The organism is Mucilaginibacter sp. Mucisp73 (assembly GCF_059491465.1).
In genome coordinates this window covers 5,140,023-5,158,294 of record NZ_CP168507.1, presented here as the reverse complement: position 1 = coordinate 5,158,294, position 18,272 = coordinate 5,140,023, and the positions used below count along the sequence as shown (strand labels likewise).

The window sequence follows — 18,272 nt, the reverse complement described above, 5'->3', positions numbered from 1 at the left end:
TATGTCAGCAGAATCGCACGAAATTCATCACGATGGTGATCATGAAACCATGAGCAGAAAGCGGATATGGCAGGTTGCAGGTATCTTAACTGTTATTACCTGTATCGAATTCTTTATCGCGCTTGTATGTGTGCCTAAAGGAATTCTTCCGATACAGTATGCCAATCCTGTATATATCGTTTTAACCTTGCTTAAAGCATTTTATATAGTTGCATATTTCATGCACTTGAAGTTTGAGAAAATGGGTCTCATATTGTCAATAGCAATTCCGGTAATATTTATAATCGGTTTAATCCTGGTACTTACAAACGAAAGCCACCACTGGGTTGACCTGAGGTAATGAACAAGGCTTCTATATTAAAAAAGATCCTGATCCTGGTACTCATATTAGCGGTACCGGGATTTTTATATTATTTACTTACTGCTAAAGGTAAAAACAGGTATAAACCGCTTGCCGTTTTCGGGCCTAAAGTAGTTGCCAAAACGGGTCATAAGTTTCATGGCAAGTACATTCCGGATACCATTTATCACACCATTCCTGATTTTAAACTTACCGATCAGGAAGGCAAACCGGTTACCCTGGCTACGTTAAAAGGAAAGATCTTTGTAATTAATTTCTTCTACGCTAATTGCCCGACAGTTTGCCAAACCATTAACAAAAACATGAGCTGGCTGGTAGGCACCTACTACAAAAACAAGATGGTTTACTTTTTAACCATTACTGTTGATCCCGAACATGATACTCAGGAAGTATTAAACAAATACCTGCAAAGCTTTAAGCCCGAATCAAACCGTTGGCTGATGTGCAGTGGTGATACTTCATCTGTTTACAATTTTGCCCGTAATGGCCTCTATGTAAATGCTGCAAAGGCCGGTAACGAATTTGTTTACAGTGATAACTTCGTATTGGTTGATCAGGAACATCGCATTCGCGGATATTATAAAGCGGCGGTTACGCCGGAAGTTAACCGTCTTAATGACGAAATAAAAGTGTTGATAGCCGAAGAACTTCGTAAAGTTGATAAGCCCCTATATTAATTTGCCATGAGTGATAAATTTATAATCCGCTTTGTTGCGGGTGTTACCATATTTGTAATTGCAGTAGTTGTTTTGTTAAACAGGCACCTGATACCGGGCCCGGCTGTGGCTCCTGCTTTTACACCTTACCTGCCGATGCTTAATGCTGTACTTAACGGCACTTGTACCTTATTGCTTCTTTTGTCGTTATATCAAATTAAACAAGGGAATATAACACTGCATAAACGACTTAACATTGTTACGTTCTGTTTATCGTCGTTATTCCTTGTATCGTATATCCTGTTTCATTACCTGATGCGTAACGAGATCGTTTACGGAGATCTTAACGGCGATGGGCAGTTGTCAGCAGCAGAAAGGGCATCTGCCGGTTTTTTGAGGACAATATACTTAACCATTTTGACGCCTCATATTATACTTGCAGCAGCTGTTTTACCGTTAATATTATTGAGCTTTTACCGCGGGCTGCAAATGCAGGTTGAAAAGCACCGTAAGCTGGTGCGCTGGGCATTCCCGATATGGCTGTACGTTACTGCGAGCGGTGTGGTGGTTTACTTAATGATTCGCCCGTTTTATCATTTTTAATTTATAATTAGTTAAATTTGTACCTATGAAACAAGGTTTTAAAGTTATCCTTTTTGTAATGGCCCTCGGCCTTATGCTGATTGCCCGTGAACCTGTAAAAGCTCAGTGCGCACAATGCGCTGCTACTGTCGAAACCAACGCTCAAAGCGGTAGTTCAAAAACAAGGGGTTTAAATAACGGGATCCTGTTTTTATTGGGTGCTCCTTATTTTGCTGTTGCATTAGGTGGTTACATCTGGTATAAAAAATACCGCCGTAAGGATGTTAAGCTTGAGATGCGCGGCGAAAAACTTAATCTGAATTAATAAGCAACTGCGGGTGTTATTTGCCGCTTTTGTAACCTTATAAGATACTTATCGTGTCCCAAACACCAAAGTCATGGGCTATGCTTAAATGTAAATGTCCGCGCTGCAGGCGCGGCGATATGTTTAAGGGTAGCCCTTACAGCTTCTCCAATAAAATAAATCTTAACTGCCCGCATTGTAATCTTTTCTTTGAGATTGAGCCCGGTTATTTTTATGCCGCCATGTACGTTAGTTATGCACTGAATGTGGGTGAGGCCCTTGGCATTGCGTGGCTTACTTATTTGGTTACCCATAACCAGGATTCGCCATGGTTATATCTTGGCGCTATAATTTTAGGCTGTTTTGTACTTGCTCCTGTAAATTTCAGATATTCGCGTGTGTTTTTGTTGTATTGGTTATCACCTAAAATACATTACCAAAGCTATTTAGATACCGATGATATACCAGGAAAGTATTGAGTTTTTAAAAGATCTCGCCGAAAATAATAACCGCGAATGGTTTGCCGCCAATAAAGAGCGTTACGATAAAGCCCGCGAAAATGTAATTGATTTTACAACGAAGGTGCTTGACAGCGTTCGTAAGATTGAAGCAGGCATGGACGAGAACCTTGATGCCAAAAAATGTGTGATGCGCATTTACCGCGACATTCGCTTCAGTAAAAATAAAGCACCTTACAAAAATAACTTTGGGGTAAGTATGCCAACCTCGGGCTTAAAAGGCGGCGGTGTTGAATATTATCTGCATATCCAGCCCGGCAATTCATTTATCGGCGGCGGATATTGGATGCCGGAAGCACCGCATCTGAAAGCCATTCGCCAGGAAATAGATTATAACGCTGCCGATCTGAAAAGAATCATCGACCAAAAGGAGTTTGTTAAGCTATTTGGTGATTTCAGAAAGCAGGAGCAGCTTAAATCGGTACCGAAGGGATACGAACCCGATAATGAAAATATCGACCTGCTAAAGCTTAAAAGCTTTGTGGCCTGGCGTAAGCTGGAAGATAAGGAACTTACGGCCCCTGGTGCGGAAAAGCTGATTGCTGATGTATGCAGCATGATCCATCCGCTTAATGTATTTTTGAAGAACGCCCTTTCTTAATTCGATATTTAACCCTCAATAAACTATGAAAATTAGATATGCATTTTTAGCCGCTGCTGTATGTTTCACAATGTACTCATGCAAGGTAATGTCTCCCAAAGCATACAAAAACCTTGTTGCCGAACGTGACTCGTTAGCTAACCGGACAACAAACCTTGAAGGAGAGCTTGCACAGCTGCAGGCAGATACAGCCCGCCTGCACAACCAGCTTGCCGATCTGCGCAAAAACAACAGTGTATTGAACAGCAACCTGGATGCATCATCATCAAAAGCTAACGAATTGGCAGCCCAAACCTCAAGACTGGCCGCTGATTTGAAAAAACGTGAAGCCCGTTTAAAGGAAGTAGAAGATATTTTAAAGAAACGCGATGAGGCTACCAATGCATTGAAAGATAAATTGCAGAAGGCATTATTAGGCTTTCAGCAAAGCGGTTTAACGGTAGATATCAGAAATGGCAAGGTTTATGTATCATTAGCTGATAAGTTATTGTTCCCTTCGGGCAGTATCATTATTGATGAGAAGGGTAAGGCTGCGTTGAAACAATTAGCGGTAGTGGTAAACAAGGAACCAGACATCAATATGGCAGTTGAAGGCCATACAGACGATAAGAAGGTGAAGAACCTTGGACAGATTAAGGATAACTGGGATTTAAGTGTTTTACGCGCTACCTCGGTAACCCGCTACCTGACCGAAACTGAAGGTGTTGACCCGCACAGGCTCACTGCAACAGGTAAGAGTGAGTTTCAGCCGATAGATGCCAGTGGAACTGATGAAGCCCGCGCAAAGAACAGGCGAATAGAGATCGTGCTTACCCCTAAGCTCGATGAGTTATACAACCTGATCACTAAGTAATAAATGAAAAGCTCCCGGATAACCACCGGGAGCTTTTTTGTTTTAGACGTTTTTTTTCGGTTATTATGAGGCTGTTTAAATTTTATTTGAAAGGTATGTAGAGACGCATCACATGCGTCTCCTTTAGGATAAGGTGCTTTGTAAGGCAGTAACTCCAAGAATTTGCAAGGGTAGACGCATGTGATGCGTCTCTACATTCAAAAAACATAATATTTAAACGACTCCAAAAATAAATTTGCAATTATATAAGCGCTTATATAAATTGCATCATGAATTTATATCAAAGCCTCGGGCATCTGGTTTTGGGCAGCCGTTTGAGGCGGCTGAGTGAAGCTTTTTTGGCCGAAATTAATCGTGCTTATCAAACCGCAGGTATCGATTTTGATGCCAGCTGGTTTCCCGTGTTTTATTTATTATCAAAGAATGATGCTTTATCTATCAAAGAATTAAGCGAACAGATAGAGGTTTCACACCCAGCTGCCAGTCAGCTGATCACTAACCTGAAAAAACGGGGACTTGTAAGTACTGATACCTGTAGCGACGATGGCAGGCGGCAACTGGTTACCCTTACTGCCGAAGGGCGTGAGTTGCTGAAGCAGGTCATACCTGTTTGGGATGCTATCAGCCTGTCGATGGCCGAACTTGTTGCTAAAGACGAAACTGCAAAACAATTATTGCCGGCAATAAGCGCGCTTGAAAATACATTCCGCCAAACTAAACTGGCCGATAACATCGTTGAAAAACTGAATACCAATTTAAAACCCGCCGGCAATGACTGATATATTTAATTACGGCACCGACCACCTTACCATAGGCATTTGCCTTGATATAGCAGCAGGCAAAACCAAGGGTATTATTAACAATGAAGCCGCCGACATGATCAAATCTTCATGGCGCGAGGTTGAAAAGATTGTGCATAGCCATCATCCGGTTTATGGCATCAATACCGGTTTCGGCCCGCTGTGCGATACCCGGATCTCGGAACAAGATACCAGTTTGCTGCAAAGTAATATCCTCAAAAGTCATAGCGTAGGTGTCGGGAAACCCATCCCGCAGGAAATTGCCAAACTCATGATGATTACTAAAGTGCAGGCTTTGGCACAAGGCTATTCGGGTATTGCGCTTGCAACGCTTGAACGGATCATCTGGCATATCGATAATGATATTATCCCGGTAGTTCCCGAAAAAGGCTCTGTCGGTGCTTCCGGTGATCTGGCACCATTATCTCACCTGTTTTTACCATTAATTGGTTTGGGAGAGGTGTTTGAAAATGGCGAAAGGATACCGGCCGGAGAGCTTTTAAACAAACACGGTTTACAGCCATTATCGCTTGGCCCAAAAGAAGGTCTCGCCCTCATCAATGGTACACAGTTTATCCTTGCTTTTGCTGTTAAAGCTGTGCAGCGCCTGGATGATGCCCTGAACCGCGCCGACCTCATCGGTGCTATGTCATTAGAGGGATTGATGGGCTCTATCCGCCCTTTTGATGAGCGGCTGCACCAGATCAGGCCTTTTAAAGGTACAAGGATGGTAGCCCATCGCCTGTTTACTTTGCTTGACGGATCGGAAATCAATTCCTCGCACATAAATTGTGATAGGGTACAGGATCCATATTCGTTGCGCTGTATGCCGCAGGTGCATGGTGCATCACGTAACGCATGGCTGCACTTGAAAGAGCTTACCGAAATTGAGCTCAATTCTGTTACCGATAACCCGGTTATTTTTAATGCTGATGATACCATTAGCGGGGGAAATTTTCACGGGCAACCACTGGCTTTGCCGCTTGATTATGCAACTACAGCGGCAGCCGAAATTGGCAATATTGCCGACAGGCGCTGCTACCTGATGAGCGAAGGTCGTTACGGTTTGCCCAAACTGCTTACGCATGATGCCGGGCTTAATTCGGGCTTGATGATCCCGCAGTACACTACTGCCGCCCTTGTTACCGAAAATAAAACTTTGTGTTTTCCGGCCAGTGCCGATAGCGTGCCAACCTCGCTTGGGCAGGAAGATCATGTGTCAATGGGCTCTATCAGCGGGCGCAAGTTGCATCAGGTAATAGACAATATTGAATACATTCAGGCTATTGAGTTGCTTTATGCTGCCCAGGCTATGGATTTTCGCAGGCCGTTAAAGTCAACCCCGGTTATTGAAGCTTGCCATCAGTTGGTAAGGCAACATGTTGATTTTATACAGGATGACCGCGTTTTTGCTGTTGATATTAACAGCCTCCACAAACTTATTACGGATGGCTCCCTGCTGAAAACTGCAGGTGAAGCTGCTATTGCTCACCAAATAGATTTAAATCATGACGAGTTCGGAATTTATTAAAACCTACGCTAATCATCCGGTGTACAAAGCACCGCATGGTACGCAGCTTCATGCCAAAAGTTGGCAAACTGAGGCCCCGCTCAGGATGCTGCTTAATAACCTCGATGGCCAGGTAGCCGAAAATCCAGATGAGTTAGTAGTTTACGGAGGTATTGGTCAGGCCGCGCGTAACACGGAGGCGCTTCGCAAAATTATTGAGTTGCTGCTGGAATTGGACGAATATCACTCGCTGCTGATCCAGTCGGGTAAGCCGGTTGGTATTATCCGTAGCCATCCAGAAGCGCCGAGGGTTTTGATTGCCAACAGTAACCTGGTACCTGCCTGGGCCAACTGGGAGCATTTTAATGAGCTGCGCGAAAAAGGACTGATGATGTATGGCCAAATGACAGCCGGCAGCTGGATCTACATAGGCACACAGGGTATTTTACAGGGCACCTATGAAACTTTTGTGGAATGCGGTAATCAGCAATTTAATGGCGACCTGACAGGGAAGCTTATTGTAAGCGCCGGTTTAGGTGGCATGGGTGGCGCTCAGCCGTTGGCAGCAACTATGGCGGGTGCTGTGTTTTTAGGTGCCGATGTAGATGCATCACGGATTCAAAAACGGGTTGATACGAAATATATTGACAGGATGACGGATTCGTATGATGAAGCCATCACATGGATAAAAGAAGCTATCGCCAAAAAAGAAACACTTTCGGTAGGATTAGTGAGCGATGCCGGTGATTTGCTCGAAAAGCTATTGAAAGATAGTTTCATTCCTGATATACTTACGGATCAAACTTCGGCACATGATCCGTTAAATGGCTATATTCCCAATGGTTTGTCATTAGATGCTGCCGCTGCTTTGAGGAAAAGCGATGCGGTTGAATATAAACGGCTTTCGCTGAAAAGTATGGCAAGGCATGTGGGTTTGATGCTGGATTTGCAAAGTAAAGGGGCTATCACTTTCGATTATGGCAACAACCTGCGCGAGTTTGCGCGGCAGGGCGGCGAGGCCGATGCTTTTAACTTTCCGGGTTTTACGCCGGCTTATATCCGTCCGCTGTTTTGCGAGGGTAAAGGTCCGTTCAGGTGGGTAGCGTTATCCGGCGATCCGGAGGATATTTATGCTACCGATCAGGCGCTGATCGAAGCTTTTCCCGAAAATAAACCTTTGATCACCTGGCTTAAAAAAGCGCGGGGAAAAATTGCATTTCAGGGCCTGCCTGCCCGCATCTGCTGGCTTGGGATGGGCGAACGTGAAAAAGCCGGACTGATATTTAACGAACTGGTGGCATCCGGCAAAGTAAAAGGCCCGATAGTGATCGGTCGCGACCACCTGGACTGTGGTTCAGTAGCATCGCCCAACCGGGAAACGGAAGCCATGTTAGATGGCTCGGACGCGGTATCCGACTGGCCGCTGCTTAACCTGATGGCCAATGCCTCGGGTGGAGCAACCTGGATTTCGTTCCACCACGGCGGCGGTGTAGGGATGGGTTATTCTCAACACGCCGGCATGGTAGTACTGGCCGACGGCAGCCATCGCGCAGCAACCTGCCTGAAACGGGTGCTGTACAATGATCCTGCGATGGGTATCTTTAGACATACTGATGCAGGATACGATAAGGCTGCGGAGTGGGCGGATAAGTTTGGGTTAAAAGTGTGGTAAAGCAAGTAATAATGTTATACCCCACGCAGATTCGCTGTCGGCCTGATAGATACTTAGAACGCGATAATCCTCAGGGTCCTCTGCGAGAGACCCTGAGGGAACGTAAAAATCCGCGGCCTTTGAAGGAAGATAACATATGCCTACCGTCATGCCGAATTTATTTCGGCATCCCATAGGACAGGTGGCCGCTTTGCTTAGCATGGCCGCTTAGCGAGTGGGGTGCTGAAACAAGTTCAGCATGACCTTGATTTTTATTATGTCATGGGTAGATACGAAGCAGCCCCCGATCTAAGATAGAACGATGAAAAAACTAACAGGTCCGTTTACACAAATACTGCCTTTAACAGGCTTATCGCTTAAAGGTGCCCTGAAAGATGAGCAATTGCACATAATTGCCAATGGCGGTGTGTTAATTGAAGATGGAGTGATACTTGCTGTTGATGATTTTGAAAAGCTTCGCAAAAATTATACATCGGCACAAATAGAAGAAATTACCGACGATCATGTATTGCTGCCCGGGTTTGTGGATTGCCATACGCATATTTGTTTTGCAGGTAGCAGGGCTAAGGATTATGCCATGCGCAATGCCGGTAAAAGCTACCTCGAGATTGCAGCATCTGGCGGCGGCATCTGGGATTCTGTAACTCAAACCCGTTCGGCCACTGAAACTGAATTAAGCAATTTACTGGCGAAACGGATAGCCCGTCATTTGGCAGAAGGTGTAACAACTATTGAAATAAAAAGCGGTTATGGTTTGTCGGTAATGGAAGAATTGAAGCAGCTAAAGGCCATTCACCAGGCTGCTAACAAAACTCATGCTCATATTGTGCCAACCTGCCTCGCTGCGCACATTAAACCGAAAGATGATGATGATGAAGGAAATGAATACCTGAAATATTTGTTAAATGATCTGTTGCCGAAGATAAAGCAACAGGATTTAGCCAGCAGGGTGGATATTTTTATTGAGCAAAGCGCTTTTAATACCAGCGATGCGCTGTTTTATTTAAGCAGGGCCAAGCAAATGGGTTTTGAGGCTACTGTTCATGCAGATCAGTTTACAACAGGTGGCAGCGAAGTTGCAGTTAAAGCCAGAGCGGCTTCTGCAGATCATTTGGAAGCGAGCGGCGATTATGAGATAAAATTATTGGCCAATTCAGATACTGTTGCAGTAACTTTACCGGGTGCCTCGCTGGGTTTGGGAATGGGATATGCCCCATCCCGGAAGCTGCTTGATGCCGGGGCCTGCCTCGCTATTGCCAGCGACTGGAATCCCGGTTCGGCTCCAATGGGCGATCTGCTGATGCAGGCATCGGTAATGGCGGCGGCTGAGAAGTTAAACACGGCCGAAGTTTTCGCCGGTTTAACTTATCGCGCAGCACAGGCATTAAAACTAAATGATCGCGGTGTATTAACCAAAGGTAAGCTTGCCGATATGCAGGCCTATCCATGTAATGATTACCGTGAGATCTTATACCAACAGGGAAAACTAAAACCGAATCATGTATGGACAGCCAACCATTGATATAAAAATTATTTTTGCTGATTACTCACGAACACTAAAAACTAACCTCTGATCTCTAACCTCCAATCTCTCAAATGAAATTAATAGAATGCGTACCCAATTTTAGCGAAGGTGTTAACCTCGATATCATTAAACAAATAACAGACGCAGTTGAATCTGTTGAGGGAGTAAGCCTGCTTAATGTTGATCCGGGAAAGGCCACTAACCGAACTGTAGTGACCTTCGTAGGCGAACCGGAGAAAGTGATTGAAGCCGCTTATCGCGCCATAAAAAAAGCCGGCGAGCTGATTGATATGAGCAGGCAAAAAGGCGAGCACCCAAGGATGGGCGCAACGGATGTTTGTCCGCTGATCCCGATTAGTAATATCACCATGGAGGAAACTGCTGAATATGCAACGCAGCTTGCCAAACGCGTTGGCGAGGAGTTACAGATCCCGGTTTATTTGTATGAGGCGGCACAACCTAACAAAAGCCGGAGCAACCTCTCGGTGATCCGCGCAGGGGAGTATGAGGGTTTTTTCAAGAAGATCAAGCAACCGGAATGGGCACCCGATTTCGGTCCGGCGGAGAATGATGTTAAACGTGGGGCTACTGTGATTGGTGCCCGTGATTTTTTGGTGGCTTATAATGTTAACCTGAATACTACATCCGTCCGCAGGGCAAATTCTATCGCTTTTGACGTGCGTGAAGCCGGCCGTACCCTGCGCGAAGGGGACCCAATCAACGGTAAAATAGTATATGACGAACATGGCAAAGCCAAAACCATTCCGGGTTCGTTGAAATCTGTAAAAGCTATCGGCTGGTACATTGAGGAATATGGCGTTGCCCAGATCTCGATGAATTTGACCAATATCAATGTTACCCCGGTTCATAAAGCTTTTGACGAAGTGTGCGATAAAGCTGCTGCACGCGGCATCAGGGTAACCGGCAGTGAACTGGTGGGATTGATCCCATTGAAAGCGATGCTTGATGCAGGCAAATACTTTTTAGAGAAGCAGCAGCGTTCTGTAGGAGTAAGCGAAAAAGAACTGATCAGGATAGCTATTAAATCGATGGGGCTTGATGAGCTTTCACCCTTTAAACCCGAAGAACGGATCATTGAATATTTGCTGAAAGATAAAGCCGACAGCAAACTTATTAACATGAGCCTTATCGATCTGGCCGATGAAACTGCCAGCGAAAGCCCGGCACCGGGTGGCGGTTCGATATCAGCAGCTGTTGGCGCTTTGGGGGCATCACTGGCTACCATGGTGGCTAATCTGAGCTCTCACAAAAAAGGCTGGGATAACCGCTGGCAGGAATTTAGCGACTGGGCGCAGAAAGGACAACAATTTAAAAATGAACTGTTAGCATTGGTCGACCAGGATACAACAGCCTTTAATCAGATCATGCAGGCGTTTGCTCTTCCAAAATCAAACGACGAGGAAAGGGCAATCCGTGATAAAGCTATTCAGGATGCTACCCGCTATGCTATTGAAATTCCTTTTAAGGTTATGGAAGCCGCTTTGGACAGCATGGAAGTAATAAAAGCAATGGCACTAAGCGGTAACCCCAATTCCATAACCGATGCCGGTGTGGCCGCCCTTTGTGCCCGTACAGCCGTGTTAGGTGCATTTATGAACGTTAAGATCAACGCTTCGGGTTATAAAGATAAAAGCTATGTAGTTGACGTTATTTACCGTGGCAATGAAATTGAGCGAAAAGCGATTGCGCTTGAAGCTGAGATCATTGAGCTGGTGAATGGGAAGATAGGGTTGGAATAGCGGGGTATTTAAGACAGACTTACGAAGTTTTTAAAACTTCGTAAGTCTTATAAAGGGCTTGACGGTAGATTTGAGACTTAGTAGATCACACCAAATACTCAAACAAAGTCTGATCTTTATTCAGTTCAATAACATTGAAACGGTGCGCATGCATCCGTTGTAACAATGCTGGATAATCTTCAGCGTTTTTTAGTTCGATACCTACCAATGCCGGGCCGTTTTCTTTTTCATTCTTTTTGATGAACTCGAAACGGGTAATATCATCACCGGGGCCTAACACACTGTTCACAAATAACTTCAAAGCACCCGGACGTTGCGGGAAGCGAACAATGAAGTAATGTTTTAAGCCTTCGTACAGTAGTGATTTTTCTTTGATCTCCTGCATGCGGGCAATATCGTTATTACCGCCGCTGATGATGCAAACCACTTTTTTGCCTTTGATCTGCTCTTTGCAGGCATCGAGCGCAGCTACAGATAGTGCCCCGGCAGGTTCAACCACAATGGCATCCTCGTTGTATAGCTTGAGTATGGTGGTGCAAATTTTACCTTCGGGCACCAACAGCATGTCATTCAGGATTTCTTTACAGATGTTGTAAGTTAACGTACCAACACGCTTAACAGCGGCACCGTCAACAAAGCGGTCTATCTCATCTAACGTAATTGGCTTACCGTGGTTTATCGCACCCAGCATTGATGGAGCCCCTTCGGGCTCAACGCCTATCAGGTGGATATTGGGATTGTTGTTTTTAAGGTAGGTGCCTGTTCCAGATGCAAAGCCACCGCCACCGATGGGCATAATCGCCACTTCAACATCGGGGAGGTCCTGCAGTATTTCAACGCCTACGGTTCCCTGGCCCTCAATAACGCGGTAGTCATCAAAGGGAGGGATGAAGGTCATTTGATTTTTTTCGGTGTAGGCAAGGGCTTCGGCCAGGCAATCATCAAAAGTATCGCCGGTTAGCACAATCTCTATATTACCGTTGCCAAACATGGCGGTTTGTTTAACCTTTTGTTTGGGGGTAATTTCGGGCATAAAAATTACGCCTTTAATACCTTTTTTGTTGCATGAAAAAGCTACGCCCTGGGCATGGTTACCCGCACTGGCGCAAACTACGCCGCGGCTCAACTCATCGTCATTTAACTGACTGATCATGTTGTATGCGCCGCGCAACTTATATGAGCGAACAACCTGCAGGTCTTCGCGTTTTAAATAAACCTCACACTCATATTTTGCCGAAAGACCGGCGTTATATTGCAGCGGGGTACGTTTCACAACGTCTTTTATCCGCTGGTATGCCGCTTCAAAATCAAGCTGGCTTTTTGTATCAGTTTCCATTGTTAATTTTTTACCAGTCGGTGCGCCATAAGGCCTTGCAAATCCTGGTCATTTATGTCAAGCTTGCTATCGGCAAGCGTTAAAAAGTTATTGTAAACAAAAGCAAGTTCTTCCTTATCCAGCGTGTATCCTAAACGCTCCAGATGGAATTTCAGAGCATGCCTGCCGCTGCGCGCGGTTAGCACTATTGTGGCGCTCGGAAAGCCTACATCTTCAGGGCGAATGATCTCGTAATTTTCACGCATTTTCAGGAAGCCGTCCTGGTGAATACCTGAGCTGTGTGCAAAGGCATTTGCACCTACAATAGCTTTATTAGGCTGTACCGGCATTCGCATTTGCGTGCGGATCATCTGGCTCAGCTCATAGAACCGTTTAGAGTCGATATTGGTATGCAGGCCCAGGGTGTGATGCGTTTTCAGGATCATCACCACTTCTTCGATAGAAGTGTTACCTGCACGCTCGCCGATACCGTTAATAGTACCTTCAATTTGGCGGGCACCGTTTTGTAAACCAGCTATTGAGTTGGCAGTAGCCAAACCAAGATCATTATGGCAATGTACCGAGATAATAGCTTTATCAATATTTTTAACGTTCTCTTTCAAAAATTTGATCTTAGCACCGTATTGGTCTGGTAAGCAGTAACCGTTTGTATCGGGAATGTTTACTACAGTTGCACCGGCGGCGATAACAGCCTCAACCATTTGTGCCAGGTAAACCACATCTGCACGACCGGCATCTTCAGCATAAAACTCAATGTCTTCAACTGATTTTTTTGCGTATTTAACGGCTTCAACAGCGCGCTCTAAGATCTCTTCGCGGGTGCTGTTGAATTTATGCTTAATGTGCATATCAGACGAACCGATACCGGTATGGATGCGCGGGCGTTTGGCATACTGCAGAGATGCTACAGCAGCGTCAATATCACCTTTGTTGGCACGCGTAAGCGCACAAACGGTAGGTTCTTTAACAGCTTTTGAAATTTCAACAACGCTTTGGAAGTCGCCCGGGCTTGAAACCGGGAAACCTGCTTCAATAATATCCACGCCCAGTAGTTCCAGTTCCTTAGCTATCTCAATCTTTTCGGGGGTTGTTAACTGGCAACCCGGTACCTGCTCGCCATCGCGGAGCGTGGTATCAAAAACATAAACGCGGTTGGGATCGTGTAACATATCTTTTTTAGATTTGAGATGTTAGATATGAGATTTGAGACTCATGCCTAATCATCTATATTGTTATTTTTTGTTTCTTTTATTTTTGTTAGAGGTATAATTTGAGATATAAAGAAATCTCATATCTCACGTCTCATATCTCTTTGAAGAAGCGAGTATTCAAGTTAGAGAAAAAAATCTCATATCTCAAATCTCACGTCTCATATCTATTTTTTAATGGCAATAAATCTTAACCTTTTATAATCGGCATACCATTGGCCGTTATCATTGTAAAAAGGTTCAAGCTTTTTGGTGATCTCGGCCAGGATTTGTTCTTTCTCACCCTCGGGAATGCCCTCTAAAAACTGTGCGCCAAACATGGTAATCCATTTGGCTACGCCCTGATCGCCATCCTGCAGCGGGGTTTTACGATCATAATGAATCATGTAGGTAACCCTGAAACCATGCTCTTCCAGTTTGGTAGCATATTCGCCAACCGAAGGGAAATACCATACTTTGGTATCAGCTTTTTCATTGTAACCATGATTATGCAGTACCAGTTTGGTAGCCTCAATCAAACGTTCAACATTGCCCTGGCCGCCCATTTCGGCAACAAACCTGCCGCCCTGTTTAAGGCTTTTGGCTACGCTGTGGATAGCACCATTGGCATCAAGCACCCAATGCAGCGCAGCGTTCGAGAATACAGCATCGTACTTTTCTTCGGCGTGAAAATCAGCCGCGTTCTCCACCGAAAAGTCAACATCAGGATAAAGCTGTTTAGCCTGGGCTATCATTTCGGGCGAATAATCGGTGCCTTTTACGATGGCACCTTTATCCTGTATTAGTTTAGTTAAATGGCCTGTGCCGCAACCCAGGTCAAGGATGCGCTCACCAGGTTTCACATCCAAAAACTCAAGCACGTCTTCTCCGTATTTAAATACGAAGGCATGCTTTTGGTCGTATAAATCAGCGTTCCATTTCATTTTTTTCTTTGATTACACCGATGATTTTTTGATTACACCGATTTTGTTTTTGTCGGGATTTTACCGATTTTATTTCAATTCCCTCCTTTGGGGGGCGGCAGGTTGTGTTGTGGCAGGGAAGGGTTTCTGCTACGCGCTTATCTAACCCCTTCCTCCTCCTTCCCCAAGGAAGGAATCGCAATGTCCTGCGCTCTTATTTTGTGCTTAATATACAGTATGGTATAAACCACCGCACTTACCACGAACAAACTATTAACCCAAATCACCTTGCCAATGGCATCTGCCGAAGCTGCGGTAACAACTATTACCACCAGGCTGAGGGCTATAATCACCCATAACATCAGCCTGCTGTTTGAGCGGATGATGGCATAAACCCCGGCTATCTGACCTGTTATCGCAAATAATAAAACCAGGTTTTCAAGCTTTTCGTTATCATCCATGCTCATGGCCATCAGCACCTCAATGAAAGCGAATGTCCCTCCTCCGTTATTGGCTCCATAGCCGCAGAAGAGGAACAAAATCATCATGAAAATGCTGAACTTCGTCATCATGATAATGGCTAACTACTATAAATATTCAAGCACTTTTTGGCCCATTGCCGTAGTGCCTAAAATTTTCACTTTATCAGTATTGGCATCAGCGATATCTCCTGTGCGGTAACCGTCTTTCAGCGTTTTATCAATTGCGTCTGTTATCTTTTTAGCCTCATCTTTTAAGCCGAAACTAATTTCAAGCATTAAAGCTACTGATAATATTGATGCCAGCGGGTTTGCTTTGTCCTGCCCGGCAATATCATGTGCCGAACCATGTATAGGCTCAAAAAAACCTGTGCCATCACCAACTGAAGCTGAAGCCAGCATCCCCATTGAACCTGCAATTTGTGATGCTTCGTCGGTAAGGATATCGCCAAAAAGGTTGGCAGTTAATACCACATCAAACTTTTTAGGATTTTTAACCAGCTGCATGGCCGCGTTATCAATAAACATATGCTCGGTTTCAACATCAGGATATTGTTTAGCAATTTCCTGTACTACCTCACGCCATAAGCGGGAAGCTTCCAATACGTTAGCTTTATCAACAGAGCATAATCTTTTACCACGTACACGCGCTGCCTCATATGCTTTAATAGCAATACGCTCAACTTCATAACGTGAATAGATCATCAGGTCAGAAGCCGTGTTGCGGTCTTCACTGCGTTTTTTCTCACCGAAGTAAACGTCGCCGGTTAGTTCGCGGAAGAACAGGATATCTGTACCTTTCAATATTTCAGGCTTAAGGCTTGATGCATCCAGAAGCTCATCAAACAGCATAATAGGGCGCAGGTTGGCATATAAACCAAGCTCTTTACGGATCTTTAATAATCCCTGCTCCGGGCGAACTTTTGCCGACGGATCATTATCATATTTGATGTGACCAATAGCGCCAAACAGGATAGCGTCGCTTGCTTTAGCTTTAGCCAGTGTTTCATCGGGCAGCGGATTTCCGGTTGCCTCAATACCCGCATGGCCCATCAGGGCTTCGTCGAAAGTAAATTCGTGGCCAAAATCCTGACCGATTTTTTCTAAAACTGCTTTACCCCAGGTGGTAACCTCCGGGCCTATCCCGTCGCCGGGTATTACTAATATATGTTTTTTAATTCCCATGCCCCCAAACCCCCTAAAGGGGGATTTTTTATTTTATGGTTAATAATTTCAGGACTTAAGCCTGTTTAATTCCTCTTACTTCTTTTAGTTTCATCACCATTTTCTCGGCCTCGTTTTCTACCCAGTGGGTATACTCGTCAATGGCCTGCAAGCGCGATTCATCGTCGATGTAGCCTTCCTCAACCATTTGCTTTGATTGAGCTACTTTTGCCCAGATGCCTGCTTTGCCTTCAAAGTTATATTCGCCTTTTTGGTAAACCTCATCGGCATTAAATACTTCGACGTTGTTAAAGCCTGCTTCCTGCAAATATTCCGGCAAATCTTCGGCAATATGGTTATTCATGCCGGCATCGTCTCTCCACCTTAAAAAGGTAGCATAAAAGCGTTGCATGCTTGCCGGTGGTTGCGGTTGCCATTGTAAAGCCTCGTGGTTATAATCCAAAATGGATACCGTACCACCAGGTTTTAACAACGAATACATTTTTTTCAAAGCCTCAACTGGATTGCTCAGCCATTGTAAAACGCGGGCCGATACAATAAGATCGTACTGTTCTTCCGGCTCAAAGCTGAACAGATCGGTATAGATGAGCTCCATATTTTGAACCGAAGCGTAAGTTTCCATACCGCTCTGGATAAAATATTCGGTATTATCAATGCCCGTAACATGACCGCTTTCACCAACCAATGCGGCAATATCCTTAGAGATAGCGCCGGTACCACAACCCACATCCAGCACCTTCAGGCCAGGCCTGAGCAGAGGGGCAAGGGTAGCATAATCATTCGCTAAACTCCGTTCGTCGAATAATTTGGCGGTACCTTTACCTTCTCGCTGAATATGTTTTTGTTGGTTCATTAGTTCATTAGTTCATTAGTTTGGTCCATAGTCGATGGTCCATAGTCGATGGTCCATAGTCCATAGTGTTTTATCCATGGTCTATGGACTATCGACCATAAACTATTTTGCTTCCTCAAACTCCTCAATTTTTCCTTTTTGGCTTAAGATGTAGTCGATATCATCGTAGCCGTTTATCAGACAGGCTTTTTTGTACGGGTTGATTTCGAAGCTTTCTTTTTCGCCGGTTGATGAAATGGCGATGGTCTGGCTTTCGAGGTCTATCTCTACTTCGGTTTTATGATCGGCATAAACAGCATCGAAGATCTTTTTCAGAAAATCGTCGCTTACCTGTACCGGTAATAAGCCATTGTTAAGGGCGTTGCCTTTAAAGATATCGGCAAAAAAGCTGCTCACTACTGCATCGAAACCATAATCAGATATGGCCCATGCAGCATGCTCACGGCTACTGCCGCAGCCAAAGTTTTTACCGGCTACCAATACCTTACCGCTAAAAGTTGGGTGATTAAGTACGAAATCCGCTTTAGGATTATCGTTCTCATCAAAACGCCAGTCGCGGAATAAATTATTGCCAAAACCATCGCGCGTAGTGGCCTTCAAAAACCTTGCAGGAATGATTTGATCCGTATCGATGTTTTCGATAGGCAAAGGCACTACGCTGGTTTGAATGTGTTTAAATATTTTAGTTGCCATAATTGTCTGAACTCGAATTTTTTGAATTAAATGAATTTTTCGAATCGAATAAATTCATTTAATTCAGATTTGAGATATATTTTTTATTCAATAATCTTTTAAACTCCATACTTAAGCTTCCGAAGTTTATAAGTAGACCTGTCTGGATATTATAAGCTTCGAGGTAATTTATGGCCTGAGCTAAATGAACGTTTTCTAACTGAGCAATAGCCTTCAGTTCAACCATTATTTCGCCTTCCACAAAGAAGTCCACTCTCCTTGTACCGATTTGTTCGCCACGATAAAAGATCGGCATCTCCAGTTCCCGGACAAATCCCAGCCCTTCCAAACTCATTTCCATTTCTAAGGCTCGTTGATAAATTACTTCCTGGAAACCGTTACCCAAAGTTGAATGTACACGCATGGCACAGCCAATTATTTTGCTCGTACAATCTTTAAACTCTTCAGGTGTCCGTTTTCTATTAATTTCCATTC

General features: G+C 44.5%; 20 protein-coding genes. 12 read left to right on the top strand and 8 right to left on the bottom strand.

Going from position 1 to position 18,272, the window contains the following annotated elements:
- The first annotated feature begins 1 nt into the window (after position 1).
- The 12 genes from ACEN82_RS21265 to ftcD all read left to right on the top strand — a co-directional run bounded on the left by ACEN82_RS21265 (position 2) and on the right by ftcD (position 11,142).
- Positions 2 to 340 (top strand): cytochrome C oxidase subunit IV family protein, encoded by a 339-nt coding sequence (locus ACEN82_RS21265; RefSeq protein ID WP_090530131.1) that lies wholly within the window; start codon positions 2 to 4, stop codon positions 338 to 340.
- Complete coding sequence (locus tag ACEN82_RS21260) at positions 340 to 1,038, top strand: SCO family protein (protein ID WP_413321065.1); 699 nt, start codon at positions 340 to 342, stop codon at positions 1,036 to 1,038. Before ACEN82_RS21265 ends, ACEN82_RS21260 begins: the two co-directional genes overlap by 1 nt.
- A 6-nt stretch (positions 1,039 to 1,044) precedes the next feature.
- A complete protein-coding gene (locus tag ACEN82_RS21255) occupies positions 1,045 to 1,620 on the top strand; it encodes a DUF420 domain-containing protein (RefSeq protein ID WP_413321064.1) in 576 nt (191 codons plus the stop codon).
- 25 nt (positions 1,621 to 1,645) lie between these two features.
- Complete coding sequence (locus tag ACEN82_RS21250) at positions 1,646 to 1,924, top strand: hypothetical protein (protein WP_091165046.1); 279 nt, start codon at positions 1,646 to 1,648, stop codon at positions 1,922 to 1,924.
- A gap of 53 nt (positions 1,925 to 1,977) precedes the next feature.
- Positions 1,978 to 2,382, top strand: a complete 405-nt coding sequence (locus ACEN82_RS21245) for a DUF983 domain-containing protein (protein ID WP_176844416.1) — start codon at positions 1,978 to 1,980, stop codon at positions 2,380 to 2,382.
- Positions 2,360 to 3,022, top strand: coding sequence for a DUF2461 domain-containing protein (locus ACEN82_RS21240; RefSeq protein ID WP_413321063.1), 663 nt, complete (start codon positions 2,360 to 2,362; stop codon positions 3,020 to 3,022). The genes ACEN82_RS21245 and ACEN82_RS21240 overlap by 23 nt, the downstream gene beginning before the upstream one ends.
- Positions 3,023 to 3,047: 25 nt before the next feature.
- On the top strand, positions 3,048 to 3,875 hold the full coding sequence (locus ACEN82_RS21235) for an OmpA family protein (RefSeq protein WP_413321062.1): 828 nt from the start codon (positions 3,048 to 3,050) through the stop codon (positions 3,873 to 3,875).
- 269 nt (positions 3,876 to 4,144) lie between these two features.
- Positions 4,145 to 4,654 carry a MarR family winged helix-turn-helix transcriptional regulator gene (locus ACEN82_RS21230; RefSeq protein ID WP_413321061.1) on the top strand — a complete coding sequence of 170 codons (510 nt, stop codon included), beginning with the start codon at positions 4,145 to 4,147 and terminating at the stop codon, positions 4,652 to 4,654.
- Positions 4,647 to 6,206, top strand: coding sequence for a histidine ammonia-lyase (gene hutH / locus ACEN82_RS21225; RefSeq protein ID WP_413321060.1), 1,560 nt, complete (start codon positions 4,647 to 4,649; stop codon positions 6,204 to 6,206). The genes ACEN82_RS21230 and hutH overlap by 8 nt, the downstream gene beginning before the upstream one ends.
- Complete coding sequence (gene hutU, locus ACEN82_RS21220) at positions 6,184 to 7,857, top strand: urocanate hydratase (protein ID WP_413321059.1); 1,674 nt, start codon at positions 6,184 to 6,186, stop codon at positions 7,855 to 7,857. Before hutH ends, hutU begins: the two co-directional genes overlap by 23 nt.
- Positions 7,858 to 8,158: 301 nt before the next feature.
- Positions 8,159 to 9,379, top strand: coding sequence for an imidazolonepropionase (gene hutI, locus ACEN82_RS21215; RefSeq protein WP_413321058.1), 1,221 nt, complete (start codon positions 8,159 to 8,161; stop codon positions 9,377 to 9,379).
- Positions 9,380 to 9,453: 74 nt separating this feature from the next.
- Positions 9,454 to 11,142, top strand: coding sequence for a glutamate formimidoyltransferase (ftcD, locus tag ACEN82_RS21210; RefSeq protein WP_413321057.1), 1,689 nt, complete (start codon positions 9,454 to 9,456; stop codon positions 11,140 to 11,142).
- 85 nt (positions 11,143 to 11,227) lie between these two features.
- Here ftcD and ilvA read toward each other — a convergent pair whose 3' ends face one another.
- The 8 genes from ilvA to ACEN82_RS21170 all read right to left on the bottom strand — a co-directional run bounded on the left by ilvA (position 11,228) and on the right by ACEN82_RS21170 (position 18,270).
- Positions 11,228 to 12,478 carry a threonine ammonia-lyase IlvA gene (gene ilvA, locus ACEN82_RS21205; RefSeq protein ID WP_413321056.1) on the bottom strand — a complete coding sequence of 417 codons (1,251 nt, stop codon included), beginning with the start codon at positions 12,476 to 12,478 and terminating at the stop codon, positions 11,228 to 11,230.
- Between the two features lie 2 nt (positions 12,479 to 12,480).
- The gene (locus ACEN82_RS21200; RefSeq protein ID WP_090530095.1) at positions 12,481 to 13,647 is read right to left on the bottom strand and encodes a 2-isopropylmalate synthase; all 1,167 of its coding nucleotides are present in this window, start codon (positions 13,645 to 13,647) and stop codon (positions 12,481 to 12,483) included.
- Positions 13,648 to 13,853: 206 nt separating this feature from the next.
- Entirely contained in the window at positions 13,854 to 14,609 is a 756-nt protein-coding gene (locus ACEN82_RS21195) for a class I SAM-dependent methyltransferase (protein ID WP_413321055.1), read from the bottom strand.
- Between the two features lie 137 nt (positions 14,610 to 14,746).
- On the bottom strand, positions 14,747 to 15,160 hold the full coding sequence (locus ACEN82_RS21190) for a hypothetical protein (protein WP_495644014.1): 414 nt from the start codon (positions 15,158 to 15,160) through the stop codon (positions 14,747 to 14,749).
- A 15-nt stretch (positions 15,161 to 15,175) separates the two neighbouring features.
- Entirely contained in the window at positions 15,176 to 16,246 is a 1,071-nt protein-coding gene (gene leuB / locus ACEN82_RS21185; RefSeq protein WP_091174124.1) for a 3-isopropylmalate dehydrogenase, read from the bottom strand.
- 61 nt (positions 16,247 to 16,307) lie between these two features.
- Entirely contained in the window at positions 16,308 to 17,105 is a 798-nt protein-coding gene (locus tag ACEN82_RS21180) for a methyltransferase domain-containing protein (RefSeq protein ID WP_413321053.1), read from the bottom strand.
- Positions 17,106 to 17,207: 102 nt separating this feature from the next.
- Positions 17,208 to 17,798, bottom strand: a complete 591-nt coding sequence (leuD, locus tag ACEN82_RS21175) for a 3-isopropylmalate dehydratase small subunit (RefSeq protein ID WP_413321052.1) — start codon at positions 17,796 to 17,798, stop codon at positions 17,208 to 17,210.
- A 58-nt stretch (positions 17,799 to 17,856) separates the two neighbouring features.
- Complete coding sequence (locus ACEN82_RS21170) at positions 17,857 to 18,270, bottom strand: GxxExxY protein (protein WP_413321051.1); 414 nt, start codon at positions 18,268 to 18,270, stop codon at positions 17,857 to 17,859.
- Between the last annotated feature and the right edge of the window lie 2 nt (positions 18,271 to 18,272).

What these genes read in the sequence shown, in the direction of transcription:
- ACEN82_RS21265 (WP_090530131.1), top strand. Translation starts at nt 2, where the DNA reads ATGTCAGCAGAATCGCACGAAATTCATCACGATGGTGATCATGAAACC.
- ACEN82_RS21260 (WP_413321065.1), top strand. Translation starts at nt 340, where the DNA reads ATGAACAAGGCTTCTATATTAAAAAAGATCCTGATCCTGGTACTCATA.
- ACEN82_RS21255 (WP_413321064.1), top strand. Translation starts at nt 1,045, where the DNA reads ATGAGTGATAAATTTATAATCCGCTTTGTTGCGGGTGTTACCATATTT.
- ACEN82_RS21250 (WP_091165046.1), top strand. Translation starts at nt 1,646, where the DNA reads ATGAAACAAGGTTTTAAAGTTATCCTTTTTGTAATGGCCCTCGGCCTT.
- ACEN82_RS21240 (WP_413321063.1), top strand. Translation starts at nt 2,360, where the DNA reads ATGATATACCAGGAAAGTATTGAGTTTTTAAAAGATCTCGCCGAAAAT.
- ACEN82_RS21235 (WP_413321062.1), top strand. Translation starts at nt 3,048, where the DNA reads ATGAAAATTAGATATGCATTTTTAGCCGCTGCTGTATGTTTCACAATG.
- ACEN82_RS21230 (WP_413321061.1), top strand. Translation starts at nt 4,145, where the DNA reads ATGAATTTATATCAAAGCCTCGGGCATCTGGTTTTGGGCAGCCGTTTG.
- hutH (WP_413321060.1), top strand. Translation starts at nt 4,647, where the DNA reads ATGACTGATATATTTAATTACGGCACCGACCACCTTACCATAGGCATT.
- hutU (WP_413321059.1), top strand. Translation starts at nt 6,184, where the DNA reads ATGACGAGTTCGGAATTTATTAAAACCTACGCTAATCATCCGGTGTAC.
- hutI (WP_413321058.1), top strand. Translation starts at nt 8,159, where the DNA reads ATGAAAAAACTAACAGGTCCGTTTACACAAATACTGCCTTTAACAGGC.
- ftcD (WP_413321057.1), top strand. Translation starts at nt 9,454, where the DNA reads ATGAAATTAATAGAATGCGTACCCAATTTTAGCGAAGGTGTTAACCTC.
- ilvA (WP_413321056.1), bottom strand. Translation starts at nt 12,478, where the DNA reads ATGGAAACTGATACAAAAAGCCAGCTTGATTTTGAAGCGGCATACCAG.
- ACEN82_RS21200 (WP_090530095.1), bottom strand. Translation starts at nt 13,647, where the DNA reads ATGTTACACGATCCCAACCGCGTTTATGTTTTTGATACCACGCTCCGC.
- ACEN82_RS21195 (WP_413321055.1), bottom strand. Translation starts at nt 14,609, where the DNA reads ATGAAATGGAACGCTGATTTATACGACCAAAAGCATGCCTTCGTATTT.
- ACEN82_RS21190 (WP_495644014.1), bottom strand. Translation starts at nt 15,160, where the DNA reads ATGATGACGAAGTTCAGCATTTTCATGATGATTTTGTTCCTCTTCTGC.
- ACEN82_RS21180 (WP_413321053.1), bottom strand. Translation starts at nt 17,105, where the DNA reads ATGAACCAACAAAAACATATTCAGCGAGAAGGTAAAGGTACCGCCAAA.
- leuD (WP_413321052.1), bottom strand. Translation starts at nt 17,798, where the DNA reads ATGGCAACTAAAATATTTAAACACATTCAAACCAGCGTAGTGCCTTTG.
- ACEN82_RS21170 (WP_413321051.1), bottom strand. Translation starts at nt 18,270, where the DNA reads ATGGAAATTAATAGAAAACGGACACCTGAAGAGTTTAAAGATTGTACG.